Annotated in this window: 21 protein-coding genes; 2 read left to right on the top strand and 19 right to left on the bottom strand. The window is 45.7% G+C overall.

Features of this window, described 5'->3' with window-relative positions; translation table 11 throughout:
• The first annotated feature begins 1 nt into the window (after position 1).
• Complete coding sequence (locus Q0144_RS03400; protein ID WP_298061722.1) at positions 2 to 220, top strand: XRE family transcriptional regulator; 219 nt, start codon at positions 2 to 4, stop codon at positions 218 to 220.
• A 77-nt stretch (positions 221 to 297) separates the two neighbouring features.
• Here Q0144_RS03400 and Q0144_RS03405 read toward each other — a convergent pair whose 3' ends face one another.
• The 10 genes from Q0144_RS03405 to Q0144_RS03450 all read right to left on the bottom strand — a co-directional run bounded on the left by Q0144_RS03405 (position 298) and on the right by Q0144_RS03450 (position 8822).
• Positions 298 to 714 (bottom strand): DUF5675 family protein, encoded by a 417-nt coding sequence (locus tag Q0144_RS03405; protein ID WP_298061724.1) that lies wholly within the window; start codon positions 712 to 714, stop codon positions 298 to 300.
• 122 nt (positions 715 to 836) lie between these two features.
• Positions 837 to 983, bottom strand: coding sequence for a hypothetical protein (locus tag Q0144_RS03410; protein ID WP_298061726.1), 147 nt, complete (start codon positions 981 to 983; stop codon positions 837 to 839).
• Positions 983 to 1336 carry a hypothetical protein gene (locus Q0144_RS03415; RefSeq protein WP_298061728.1) on the bottom strand — a complete coding sequence of 118 codons (354 nt, stop codon included), beginning with the start codon at positions 1334 to 1336 and terminating at the stop codon, positions 983 to 985. The genes Q0144_RS03410 and Q0144_RS03415 overlap by 1 nt, the downstream gene beginning before the upstream one ends.
• Positions 1333 to 2493 carry a hypothetical protein gene (locus tag Q0144_RS03420; protein WP_298061730.1) on the bottom strand — a complete coding sequence of 387 codons (1161 nt, stop codon included), beginning with the start codon at positions 2491 to 2493 and terminating at the stop codon, positions 1333 to 1335. Before Q0144_RS03420 ends, Q0144_RS03415 begins: the two co-directional genes overlap by 4 nt.
• Position 2494: 1 nt before the next feature.
• Positions 2495 to 3094, bottom strand: a complete 600-nt coding sequence (locus Q0144_RS03425; protein WP_298061732.1) for a hypothetical protein — start codon at positions 3092 to 3094, stop codon at positions 2495 to 2497.
• 2 nt (positions 3095 to 3096) lie between these two features.
• Entirely contained in the window at positions 3097 to 4473 is a 1377-nt protein-coding gene (locus tag Q0144_RS03430) for a hypothetical protein (protein ID WP_298061734.1), read from the bottom strand.
• A complete protein-coding gene (locus Q0144_RS03435) occupies positions 4467 to 4811 on the bottom strand; it encodes a hypothetical protein (protein WP_298061736.1) in 345 nt (114 codons plus the stop codon). Before Q0144_RS03435 ends, Q0144_RS03430 begins: the two co-directional genes overlap by 7 nt.
• Complete coding sequence (locus tag Q0144_RS03440; protein ID WP_298061738.1) at positions 4804 to 5382, bottom strand: hypothetical protein; 579 nt, start codon at positions 5380 to 5382, stop codon at positions 4804 to 4806. Before Q0144_RS03440 ends, Q0144_RS03435 begins: the two co-directional genes overlap by 8 nt.
• 45 nt (positions 5383 to 5427) lie before the next feature.
• The gene (locus Q0144_RS03445) at positions 5428 to 5796 is read right to left on the bottom strand and encodes a hypothetical protein (protein WP_298061739.1); all 369 of its coding nucleotides are present in this window, start codon (positions 5794 to 5796) and stop codon (positions 5428 to 5430) included.
• Positions 5793 to 8822: a hypothetical protein gene (locus Q0144_RS03450; RefSeq protein WP_298061740.1), complete on the bottom strand. Its 3030-nt coding sequence runs from the start codon at positions 8820 to 8822 to the stop codon at positions 5793 to 5795. Before Q0144_RS03450 ends, Q0144_RS03445 begins: the two co-directional genes overlap by 4 nt.
• Before the next feature lie 48 nt (positions 8823 to 8870).
• On the opposite strand from Q0144_RS03450, the gene Q0144_RS03455 reads away from it, so the two are divergent.
• Positions 8871 to 9164, top strand: coding sequence for a hypothetical protein (locus tag Q0144_RS03455; protein ID WP_298061742.1), 294 nt, complete (start codon positions 8871 to 8873; stop codon positions 9162 to 9164).
• Between the two features lie 3 nt (positions 9165 to 9167).
• Here the strand turns inward: Q0144_RS03455 and Q0144_RS03460 are convergent, their stop codons facing one another.
• From Q0144_RS03460 to Q0144_RS03500, 9 genes are read right to left on the bottom strand one after another with little or no spacing between them, the layout of a single operon-like run.
• Positions 9168 to 9374: a hypothetical protein gene (locus tag Q0144_RS03460; protein ID WP_298061744.1), complete on the bottom strand. Its 207-nt coding sequence runs from the start codon at positions 9372 to 9374 to the stop codon at positions 9168 to 9170.
• 32 nt (positions 9375 to 9406) lie between these two features.
• Positions 9407 to 9661: a hypothetical protein gene (locus Q0144_RS03465; protein WP_297950710.1), complete on the bottom strand. Its 255-nt coding sequence runs from the start codon at positions 9659 to 9661 to the stop codon at positions 9407 to 9409.
• A gap of 8 nt (positions 9662 to 9669) precedes the next feature.
• A complete protein-coding gene (locus tag Q0144_RS03470; protein ID WP_298061747.1) occupies positions 9670 to 10011 on the bottom strand; it encodes a hypothetical protein in 342 nt (113 codons plus the stop codon).
• Positions 10008 to 10310, bottom strand: coding sequence for a hypothetical protein (locus tag Q0144_RS03475; protein ID WP_298061749.1), 303 nt, complete (start codon positions 10308 to 10310; stop codon positions 10008 to 10010). Before Q0144_RS03475 ends, Q0144_RS03470 begins: the two co-directional genes overlap by 4 nt.
• 3 nt (positions 10311 to 10313) lie before the next feature.
• A complete protein-coding gene (locus tag Q0144_RS03480) occupies positions 10314 to 10502 on the bottom strand; it encodes a hypothetical protein (RefSeq protein ID WP_298061751.1) in 189 nt (62 codons plus the stop codon).
• Complete coding sequence (locus Q0144_RS03485; RefSeq protein ID WP_298061753.1) at positions 10499 to 10732, bottom strand: hypothetical protein; 234 nt, start codon at positions 10730 to 10732, stop codon at positions 10499 to 10501. Before Q0144_RS03485 ends, Q0144_RS03480 begins: the two co-directional genes overlap by 4 nt.
• A complete protein-coding gene (locus tag Q0144_RS03490) occupies positions 10689 to 10997 on the bottom strand; it encodes a hypothetical protein (RefSeq protein ID WP_297950717.1) in 309 nt (102 codons plus the stop codon). The genes Q0144_RS03485 and Q0144_RS03490 overlap by 44 nt, the downstream gene beginning before the upstream one ends.
• 10 nt (positions 10998 to 11007) lie before the next feature.
• Positions 11008 to 11736, bottom strand: a complete 729-nt coding sequence (locus Q0144_RS03495; protein ID WP_298061756.1) for a hypothetical protein — start codon at positions 11734 to 11736, stop codon at positions 11008 to 11010.
• A 16-nt stretch (positions 11737 to 11752) separates the two neighbouring features.
• On the bottom strand, positions 11753 to 12058 hold the full coding sequence (locus tag Q0144_RS03500) for a hypothetical protein (RefSeq protein ID WP_298061760.1): 306 nt from the start codon (positions 12056 to 12058) through the stop codon (positions 11753 to 11755).
• Positions 12059 to 12066: the final 8 nt, after the last annotated feature.

Here is a 12066-nt window from a genome sequence, read left to right on the forward strand (position 1 = left end):
AATGGATAAAGAAAAATTTCAAAAAATGCTGGATGCTGCGGGTCTCAACAAAAAAGAGTTCGCCGAAATTTCTAAAATCCCATACCCGACGGTGCGCGGCTGGGGATCCACTACGTCGTTTCCTCCATACCTTGAGTTTTTGATCGAAAGCTACGTCAAAAGCCGCAAATTTGACAAGATCAAAGAGATCATCAAAGACGAAATAGCCGCGGAGCTTTAGAATACGGCGTATAGACGGTTAAAGACCGTTTAAAAGGCCTTTAATCGCATAAATAATTCGTAATAAAAATCCTACTGCTATTCTCCTATCCGATTCACAACCTGCACCGCAAATTCTTGCCCTTTTACGGTGGCAAGCAGTGCGCTCAAAGCCGCACGGGAGTCTTTCACTCCGTGCGCGCCCAAAGATGAACCCAGTAGCACGCAGCCCTCGGTATTGCTTCCGGTATTGCCCGAATGGATCAAGATGCAGCGAGTTTTTGGCACCAGCTCATTCCATAAAAGCGGCAGACGAACTCTAAATTTCGGACTATCGTGCCAGGCTATTTGATACCTTCCTTGCGGTATGCGTCTATCCATGCCGCTCTGCGTGGTATCGGGACCCGCAGGCTCGCAGGTATATCCCTTTAGCACCTCTTTTTCGCCGTCACGCAATACGAAGCGCCCTAGCGTCATATCATCAATCTCCTTGAACCTGGTAATTTCCAAGACCATAAATCCTCCTTAAATTTACTTCTCGGGCGAGCAAAACGAGCGTAGCGACGCAAGGCGAAGCCGAAGCGGCGTTTCTTGCGAGCGTAGCGAAGCAGAGCTAAGCTCGCCTACGAGCAAAAAATTCAAAAGCTAAATTTATTTATAAATTTGACTTTTTTTATTGCCTCGCCAGTTTTGCGCACTAGCACCTTATATCCGCTACCTTGCTTCGGCGTGTCGCTTTTTATCTGCGCGCGTATCATATTTTTTATCGTCTGTTTCAATCCCATTAAAAATCCCACCTTTTTGCCGTTATGTTTACGAATGCGCCGCTAGCCGTGACGCGAGTCTCTACCGCCGTGACGATAAATCTATCCTCTCCAGGTGCTGCAGGCACGCTATAACGGGGCATATCTATCTTTATGATATCGCCTGTGCGCACGCTTTGAAGCGGAGCACGCAGGCTAACCTCGCTTACGCGCGCGCCGTGGTCCAAAAAATACCTGCGGGCATAAGCCTCTATGACGCGCTCGTCCTGATCCAAATCGAGCTTTATTTGACCGTGCAGCTCGTCACTTCGATCAAATATAAACTTCACTGCTCCTCTGGCACTTTTTTTCTCACTCCCTTTGATCTGCGTCATTTCTCCTCCTCCCAAGAATACCAATACCACTTTTTTAATGCTTCTAAATCGCCTCCTTGCGGATGTTCGCCGGTCATATTATAGACATATGCCAGGGCGTTAAATTCGTTTAAAAAGATGTCCGCATAGAGCTTTTCGCGGATCTTTTTATACTGACCGGGGGCTTGCAACCTAGCAAAGTGCCAATACTCGGGCGGCTTTATAGCCTTCCTTTTAGGGGTTCTGCTTTGCGAAAAAATCCCTATACCCCACCATCTTTCATAATAATTTATGGCTCTATCATCCGCCCATAATACTATCTCGGTCAATTCGTCTTTAAGGGAGATCTCCTCCTTATAGGTATATTCACGGACCCGACGACTATCTGGGTAATATTCCGTGTCTAATCCAATATAATATACCTCCATTTTTAGTCTATTTCCCTCTTTGATAAATAGGCTAAGCGCGGTCGTATACCCGGGCAGTGCAGGACCTTTGAATACATCCTCCCCCTTCCAAACCGAGTGCAGAGAAACTGCGGCTAAAAATTTCTTTTTTAACGCGCGCTTAGCTCTTTCAAAGCCGAAGGCGTTTTTGATATATTTTTCGCTTTTGCCTTGTGGATTTTGGCAGAAAAATAATCTATATTCGTTCAGCATGTTTTTTACGGTTTTGAAATAATCGCTTTTTCCTCTTTTGTTTGCAAAATCCAAAAAGGGCGTAGTTTTTGTTTTGCTTCCATCGCTATTAGGAACTGCAAAATATAACTCTCTGCTTAAAGCGAAGCGAAACATCTCCTTTACGCGGATCTTTTTGCCGTCGTCGCAGAATATCAAAAGCTCATCGTCTCTTACATCATAGGTATCGTGATATTGTTGCTTTCGGTCAGGATACGCCTGAATCGACACAAAATCTATGATTGAATTATCATTATAAAACGGTACAAATTTTTGATCGTCGAGATAGATGCGATAATCGCCAAGGGCATAAGTATCATAGCTCTGCCCCACAGGTTTTCTATTGTGTCCGGGCTTTTTACCACTTAGGGGCACCAGATACGAGCCTTCAAGCGCCTTATAGTATTTCCTGCTAACCGCGCCATTAATAAGTTCAAGCTTGATCCACTCTTTGGTCTGTCCCCTATATCCGCCATTGCTTTCGTCTGCTATAAACTCCATCTTAGCCCCACATTAGTAAAATTCCCATTTGTGCGTAAATCCCGCCGCTATCATCCGTAAGCTCCATATTTATGGGCGTAGGTCTGGAGCAATCTCCTATATCTTTTAGATGGTATATGCTACTTTTTTCATCGGGTTTCTCGCTGGACCAGCTAGGATTGCCCGCACTATCTACCGCCTCAAGGCGATATGCCTTACCTCTATCATTCACAAAAAATAGCGGGGTTTTGAAGCTATGAAGCGTTTTTGTGGGATCGGTAGTATCCGGGGCGCTTGAATACTTTATTAGCTTCAATATCGCTTCGATATCTTGCCCGCCCAGCTTCCCGCCCTCGGGTATATAAAGCTTGCCCTGCCATGCGTCTTCGTCGAAGCTCAGTATGGTCGAAAATCTATCTGCTACTATGGCACAATAAACCCTAGCGACGGGGTTTGTTGCCTTAGCCCATACCGTAAAGCGACCCCTAGGGCTTGAAGTACCGTTGCTGCGTTTACGACTAAAAATACTAGAGCTTAGGCTAAAGTCTGAATTCATATCTCCTGAATCCATTTTTAGCGCCTTTTCGCAGGCGGCATCTTTGTATAATACTATGTCAGCCATCTTCAATCCTTCTCTTTAATTTCATTAAAATCGCAGTTAAATTCGTTTGCGAAATAGCCGATATTCATCGTTTTTTCTAGCTTTTCGTCTAAATATAGCTCTAGTTTATAAGCTCCGTAATCGCTAAATTTAATCTCCACTTCCCCGAAAGGATCGGCGTTAAAGCTTTGCGCGCCGAGCTTAAAGCCGGCATGCGCGATAAGCGCGCTATCTACATCAAAATCACGCATCAGGCTAAAGGTATGGGTATAGCCTTTAGGATAAAACTTCGTAATCTCGTATTTATGCAAATGATCTATTTGCAAATTTTTATACTCCGCTTTGATGCTTAATGCAGAGGGTAGGTCGCGAGCAGGGCATACGAAAAGATAGATATTGCTTTCATAAGCTACCTTTAGCGTTCCGCTTAAAGGGCCCTCGAAGCAAAGCACATTATCTTTATAGATATTGCCGTGCTGCTCTTGCGCCGTTTGCTTGCTAAATTGCAGCGGCGTTCCGTCAAGGCTTACAGCTATTAGTCTTTTAATAAAGCCCGTAAGTTTTACGTGGATATCCTCGCTTAGCTCAAACTCCTCCACCGCGCGATAATCCGCGAAAAAGGAGGCGTTAGGTGCGTTTAGGCTAATATCTTTCACCTCCCAAGCCGGGGTTGCGAAAATTTTACCTACCGCGCGAAGCGGAGAGATTACGTAAACATCGCCGTTTTCGTCGTCCTTATATCTTAAAACCTCCCTCGGGGTTACCGGGTGGGGATCGGGATCGATTACCGCAGTAAGCTCGGCTTCGGAATAGATATCCTCGTTTTTATCGTTAAAAATTATCGTATCGATGTTTTGCGGTGCGCCAAGGCTAAGATTAAAGTCTATTACGTTATCCTCGTTAAATTCCATTACGGGCGTAGCATCACGAGCGATATAAAATCTATCGCTTATAAAAATTCCGCGATCATTCGCCCAAAAACTAAGCCCTATGCCCTCTAGCGCCGAGGCTAGCGATTGAACGTCCGAATATGAAAGCCCTGCTAGCGGAGTATCTTGCGGTGCATCGCAAAGAAAGCTTACCCTTTGCCCCAAAAGGGCTAAATCTTTTAAGCTTGATATCCCTTTGGGTAACTTAAGCGGGGTTTTGGCGACGAGCTTTTTAAAATTTGCATCTATGCTTAAAACTTCGCTCACCTCGAAAAGGCTATCCTCAAAATGCGAGCAGCTTATTATAATTTCATCTATCGGAGCAGAGAGAGAGGAAGCGGCTATTTTTAAAGACGCCGTAGCTTGCAGCTCGCCTTCCTCGCTACAAATGCTAAGCTCGCTAATGCCGCGAAGCTCACTTTTTACGCCGCCTTTTAAGGCAAAGACCTTAAAGCCGTATTCTACTACCATCGCTCTACCTTTTTATAAATCGTAGCGGCGGGGCGGTAGGCTCTATTCCTCCAGCAAAAAGCAAGAATTTTTGAGTGCAGAGCGGGCTTTAAGATGAAATTTTCCTCAATTTTAAGATTATAAATTTTTGCTTTGATCACGGCTAGCTTAAAGTCATATTGTGCACTTCCACGGGCATTGCCGTTAGTAGCTAGATAAAAATTAGCGGCGACTCCCTTCGGCCTTATGGCTCCGAATATTAACATACTCAGATACTTATCCGTATAGCTATCGCAATATCTCGTCCATGGACGAGTTTGCGAAATTTCTACCTTATATCCTAATTTGAGTTTATGCACGGTCGCTCCAATACGCCGCTAAATAATAGCGGAAATCCACCCGCTTCGTAACGTCGGCAAAGCTTACCCGCCTGATAAGTTTGACGGCATGCACCGCCTTACTCGCAGAAGGTCCGCTTTCAAATAAAGGAAGCAAAAGAAAGGCGAGCTCCCCCTTTTTGATATAGGATAGATCCTCGCCCGTAAAGCTTATTTTATTACCATTTACCTTATCTACTCGCAAGGCGTTTGTCGTGCCTGAAAAAGCATAACATTCCCCCTCGGTCGGCATACCGCCGCTTAAGGAATTAAACTCTAATGCGTCTTTTCCCTCGCCGCTTACTTCGAATATTTTCATCTCGGTTCCTCCGACGCTTGCACCTAGATACTCTATATTACGCTTTTCATAGATTAGAGTTATATGCGGATAAAAGGTAGCGGCGAGATCCGTAATTTTTGCATAGATCGTTACTTCGTCGATTTTTGACGAGGGGGCCAAAATCGAAATCGCAGGATCCGGAAACGGTCTATCCCCCGTAGATACCGCCTGAGTGCATTCCTCGTTTTTATAAAAATTTATATTCGTTGCCATTAAACTGGGTCTCCTTTTTTATAAATTTGACTTTTCGCAAAATTTTTAAACCTCTCTGAATTTAAGCGTCAGATAAAAGAGCGGCTCTGCGCTTTTAAAAAGCGGTTCCGCGCTTACTGCAGCGTCCGTATAATCAAATCTTGCTCTGATTTGCCCTGTATCAGTTAGCAATACAAGCTCGCTATCAGCAGAGCTTTCGGCTAGAGCGATTAGGGCGTCTATGCAGCTTTTGCTTTGCCATGCGATCTCGTCGCTGGAAAACACGAGAGCTCTATTTTTACGCTCCCTCAAAAATACGATCTCCGCTCCGCTTATAGCGGTCTCGCTTGCCGCTGTTAGCGAGTAATTTCTAAACTCGTCTTGTAAAAACAAAGGCTCGTCGAGCTTTACGTTTTCTACGGCTTTTAATTTCATACTCCGACCCCTTTTAAATATCTTTGAAGCGCCGCCGCGGTGTCCTCGTCGGTTTGAGCTTTGTAGCTAGCCCCGCCTAGATTGAAGTTTAAATTTACGTTTTTAGCAGCAGCGGCATTCGGTTTTAAAAACTCGGCGGCATAACCCTCTATATTCAGACCCTGCTTCGCTCTAGATAACAGATCCTCGGCAAGAGCGCGGAAATTCGTAAAATAATCGTTCCCTTTGATTTTAAAAAATCCCGGGTATTGCTTATTCCATGACCTAACTGCGTCGAGCCCGTTTCTAAAAAGCTTTTTATCGATCATCGCATAGAATTTATCGGAGAGCCTATTGGCTAGTCTCCTAACGTCTGCGGAGCTTATGCTCATATCTATTCTTTGCATAAACTCACTATTTTGGCGAGCTAATACAAGTCCGCCGCCAGCGAAGCGAGCTAGCTTCTCTTTTGGGATCGCTCTAGCGTTTAGCCGTGCAAAAAATTTAGCGCCGTAGTAGTCCACAGCTTTGACGTTTTGGATAAACTCACCTCTGCTTAGTAGCGCAGGCACATCATCCCTGCCTACGGTATCATGTCCGGCAATCTTGCCGCTATACCTTTTAAAAAGCCCTACAGCTCCACCGGTAGCGAAAGCTGCGGCATTTGTGCCTTTAATTTTACCTCCGCCTATGGTTTTGACATGGATCGTATGGACCGATGATGTGGGCCTTTTAAGCGCCTCGATCGTCTTTTGCGCCGCCTTGGCGTCCGGATCGATCGTATGGATGCTTGAGCTTGGAGATTGCAGGCTTTTTTTCGCCTCCTGCGCCGCCGCGTCGTCTGCGGTTATTTTGATGCTAGCCCCTCCGTTCATTGCGTCTTTAAGCTCGGCGATTTTGGTTTTTACATCCTCGAAACCCTCGGCGCTAAAATCTATCTTGCCCTCTGCAGCCCTCTGTTTTAGTGCAATCAGCTCGTTGTAGAGTGCCTTTTCACTCTGCAAGCTAGCCTCTACCGCCGCCTTTTCAGCAGCAATATTTGCCATCTTGGCATCATGGGCGGCAAGATCGGCATTTTTTTGCATCTCATTGGCGCTTAAATTTAGCGCCAAAATTTCATTTACTGTATTTTTATAATCCGCGGCTCTATTGATAGTTTGCGCGTTTTTGCCACTTCCTAGGCTCTTTTGTGCGCCCAAGCTATCGTTGATTTTCGCGGCTTGATCGGCATAGCGCTTGAAGCTTTCCAGATCTTTATTATTGAGCGCCTCTTTTGCTGCGCTAAGCGAGCGGGATAGAGCTAGGCGATCGTCGTTGAATTTTGCTTCCTCGCTCATTCCTGCTTGATTTGCCAGGCGGATCTTTTCTGCTGCGCTAAATTCCAAGTTCTCGCGGTTGCGTGCGTATTTTTCCTCTATACCCACTCGCTGCTGCGCCATCTTTTCTAGCTGCGAGTTGTAGCTTTGCTCCTTTGCAAGCAGTGAGGCAATCGTGCGGTCATGGCTTTTTATACGCGCATCTGCATCTTTTAAAAACTCGTTTAAAAGCCTTTTATTGTCATTTATAATCGCGTTATTTGCAGCCTCGCGCGCATCCACCATAGAGGTAAGACCCTGCTTAAGTCTCTCTATTTGATTAATCTGCAGTTCAATCTGATTTTTTGCGTCCGCTTCTACAACCTTATCAAGCCTTACCTCTTTTAGCCCCTCAAGGCTTGCTCTAAGCCCTCTAAGCGCTTCATCTGCGGCGGCTATCCCTTTTGCGGCAGCTTCCGTGCTTAAATTTTCATTTTTGCCTAGGTTCCATACATTGCCCGTCTTTTCTAATTCTACGCCTAAATTTGCTAAGCTGTTGCGAAAATCATTGGTATTTTGCGTCGCTTTAAGCATATATGAAGGCAGGTCAAATTTAAGATTTGCGGGGATATAAAATATGTTATTGAAAGCCTCGGCGAGTTCTCCGAGCCCCTTTGCCGCGGTAGAGAAAACTCCCGCGTCCTTTTCTCCGGCGAGCCAGTCGGGCATAGCTATATCGCCTAAAGCGGAGGCTGCTTTTATAAGCGAGCCTATAGAGTTTGCAAGCAGCGCCGCAGCATTAGCGGCAGCCTCGAAGGTGTCTTTGTTGAAAATACCGCTTGCGATCTCATTTATGCCCTCGCCGAAGTTCGCTAAAGCCTGCCTAAGCGTCGTATCGTTTGAGAGATACTCGTTTATTTCGGCAAAGGAATTTTTAAGTCCCTCAAACAAAGGCTTCGTAGCCTCTCCTTGCAGCTCCGCCATAGCCGCTTTATAAGAGCTTACCAGGGCTTCAAATTTCGGAGCGCTAAAGGAGGCTTGCTCGCCGAAAATTTTAAGCTTTTCGTTCATCACGTCGAAAAACGAGCCGTTTTCTATCGCGCTTTTTAGGCTTTCGGTTTGAAGCCCCAAGGACTTCAAAAATCGCCCGAAGTCGGTATTTGTTTGGATAATGCCTGCGCCCACGCTATCTAGCGTCGCTTTTAGGGAGTTTACATCAGCCCCTGAGCTTTGAGCCGCGTATGAGATATTGCGAAACAGCGCGAGAGCCTTTTCTAGGCTCATATTTGAGCTAGCGGTAGAATAAAAGCTCGTAAACATCGCGGCTAGATCGCTGGAGCTGAAATCTAGCTCGCTATCGAGCTTTTTAAGCTCCTCAAGAGCCGCGCTCGCCTTTTGTCCGCTAAGCTTCCATTTCTCGAAAGGATCGAGCTTGCCGCTTTTTTCCGCGACATTTATCAAGCTTCTTAGCCGAGCATTTAAATTCTCTATAGTGGTGTTGTTTTCTAGCCCGGCGGCGATAAACTCCCTAACACCCTGAGTAGCGCTAGATATAACCGAGCTGAGCCCTCGCAGCGAGATTGTCAAATTCGCGAACGCATCGGATTTGATCCCATCTAGCGCGCTTTTGAGTATACCCGTGCTTTTGCTCGCCTTTTGTGCAGCAGCCTCTACGTCCGATAGCCCTTTTTTGACCTTTTCGGCACCGCTGGCGTCTGCTTCGACACCTATTTTTATCTTCAAATCAGCCATGCGCTTTGCCTTAAATTTTGATATAATATGCTTTCAGGAGACGAGCAAATGGATCTATTCGGTTTTACAGATAAAAACGGCGAAGGCTTGTTTGGTTTTTTAATGTGCCTTGCGATAGCGACGCAGTTAAAAGAGTATTTTGCGCGCAAAAAGGCGCAAAGGATTGCCGCAAAAATCGAAGCACAAAAGCGCCTAAGCCGCTCGGAGATAGATTTTATATTTAAAAATATAGATAAATTTAGCCGCGAGCAGCGAGCCGAAGTTAGGATTTCGCCTAAAGACGAGCCTTTTGTGCGTGAGCTTGCTCGAAAAAGCGGAATAAGCTTTACCCGCGCCTCATAAAAATCAAGCTTTAGCAAATTCCTTAAGCCTTTCGATACCGCTTCTTTCATCCCTTCCCTCGCTCATAAATTTTTTAAACGCCCGGTCGTCCGCGAAGCGCGCAATTCTAACCGCCGCAGAAATTTCTTTTAGTTTCTGGCTCTCTATCTGCGAAAAGCCCTCTATTGCTTCTTTTGCGAAGCTAAAAGGAAACTCCCACGCCCTAGCCAAGCCGTGCTTTAGCAGGTAGCAGATCCAATAGGCTATTTTTTTTTACCGCCCTCGCCGCTTGCGGTAAGATCGCCGTAGGTTAGGCGCAAAATCTCCTCGTAAAGCTCATTTGCGGCGCTATAGCCTAGGTTTTCAATCTTATCTGCGCTAAGATCGCAGCACTGCTTTAAAATTTCGGCTATATCGTCGTTTTTGATGATGCCCGATTGAATTTTATAAATTAATCCGATGGATAATTCTCTAATCGTAATGCCGTTTTTCAACGTCTTTTTTTTAAACAGATCCATTCTCACTCCTATTTAACTCGTTTTATAGGGAAATTTAGATCAAAAATGTAGGCGTATAGGCTTTCGCTTATAAAACGCGTCTCGGCACTTTTTAAGATGATGACACGCCTTTCTGCCTCATCTTTTAAAAGCTTGTTGCTAAGCGCCATGATCTCATCTAAAATTCCGTAAATTTCGCAATCTAAAGTATTGCGCGCTAAAACGATTTGAAATTTTAGGCTAGTTTCGTTCGCGCTAATTCTCTCAAAGCCGCTAAAAATCAGATAATCGCCGTTTTGATCTATAAGCGCCGTATTCGCTACCGCCGTAAGATTTAGCTTAGCTGTTAGATACTCCAGCGTCTCTTTCATTTTGGCTCCTCATCGTCTCTAAGCGTAAATTTTTCTTTAAAGAAGTTTATTGCTATATCCAAAACCCCGCTTCCTTTAAACGCCCCTATGCCGCAAATCGCAAGGCTAAGGCGCATATCCTTGGCATAAAAAAACGCGATCTCATAAATGATATAGGCGCTAAAACAGCCGTCGCAAAGCCTTGTAAAAAACGAGCGCAGCGCTATCGCCGGCGATTTTTCGGTTGCGGAAGGCTGTCTAAACCATGCTACTATGCTGCCTGCGACGCCGACGGCACAGACATAAGCTAGATACTCCATTTCTCATGCTTTGCCGTGTGGGCTCAAGCGCCCAGGAGACGCCGTAAGTGCTCCGCTAATGCCTATGCAGCACGACCACGCCAAAAATAGCGCATTCGTATTGCGGATAAAAAGCTCAAGTAGCGCAAAAAGCTCTAAATTGAAAATCACCAAAAGCACCGCGCGCAGTAGATAGAGCAAAAAAGGCTTCATTCGTTCGCCCCTTGCGTGCAATCTTTTGCGATCTGCTCGCACTTTAGAAAATATGCCATTAGCGCCTTGTGCGCTTCAAAGTCCGAACTCTCAGCAGGGCGCAGAGGCATTTTTAGGTTGCATTTTACAGGGATGAATACCTGTTTTATCTGCGGCTCTTTAGCGCAGCCTGCAAGCATAAAGACGCTAAAAAGCGCTATTAAAAAGCATTTTATACGCTCTAAGCTCACTCTCACAGCCTTTGTCCTTTATATAAATTTTTGAAACGCTCTTAATCTTATCCTCATTCAGCCCGCTTGCTTTAATCTGCAGCGACTTTATCGCCGCGTTTTGTAAGCTTAGGCTTGCCGCGCAGCTTTGAGCTTCCGCCTGCTTTGAAGCGTAGGCATTATTAAGAGACGAAATTTCAAATTTCAGCTTCGTAATCCATGCTGTGCTTAGCACGCAGACCGCAATTAGAGCGTAACCCAAAGCCCGCACGTTCAAAAAAGGCATAACCCTATCCTTAAAGAGCGCAAATTTCAAAGAATTGATTCCCTGCCGCACGGGTTTCATCTTTGAGAATATCGACGCTAAAGCTGATAGAGAGCCAATCATCGCCTTTAAGTGCAAAATCTCCGTCCGCTCTTAAGGAGCATTTATAAAAAGTCGCCTTCATCGCGCTTCCCGTCGCCGCCTCGCCGATAAACATAAGCGCGCACTCCAGTTTGCTGTTTTTAAAGGCGCTCATCTTCTCCTTTTGGATACCGGCGCTCAGCGCCAAAGTAACCTCTCCGGAAATATCTTTTAGAAATTCGACTATACCGCTATTTGCGTGATACTTATAGTCCTCATCCTTTTTTGGAGCGGTGCCGCCTCCGCCTACGGTGGCACTAAGATTGCCGCCTACGGCTCCTAGATCGACGATTTCGCCCGCTTTGGCGTCGGTAATTTTAACGTTAGCCGTTTTTTCGCTTTGCGACGTTTCGCCAAAATAGGCTCTGGCTAAATTCTTTATCGAAATTTCATCACTTTTAAAGCTCATACTCGCACTTTGGCTTTTTACGATAGTCTTATCTATCGCCTGCGTTGCCCCCTCAGTGTTGGTATGCTCTAGCTTCTCAAGCTCGGTCTTTATGCTTACCTCCGAGCTGAGCCCGAAGTATTCAAATCTGCCCGTAGGTTTGCCCTCTTTATAGACGTCAATATAGAGTTTACCGCCGCCGAGGGTTACGTAATCGCTACTGCTAGCCATATTTTTCTCCTTTGTTTTAAATTTGATTTAGCTCGCTCTTGCGTTGCCCGCTCTTGATTATCCCGCCGCTGCCGTCGTCATTTTTTATCGCTGCCGCTTCTCTTAGAGCTTCGTTTGCCAGTATCTGATCCAGCTGCGTCGGCTCTATTTTCAGTAGTAGCTTGAGTCGAAACATCGCCAGATCCATTAGCGAGGGTTTCGGAATCGCCTTTCCCTTGCTCAGCGCTCTGGCTTCCTCCATCGCCCGCTTCGCTAGAGCTTCGCTCACTTCCGCCTTGTTGAATAGACTCTGCCTCGCTCTGCTTAGAAATTCCTCGTCCATCTTCTAAA

The organism is uncultured Campylobacter sp. (genome assembly GCF_938045345.1).
In the GTDB taxonomy this organism is placed as follows: domain Bacteria; phylum Campylobacterota; class Campylobacteria; order Campylobacterales; family Campylobacteraceae; genus Campylobacter_B.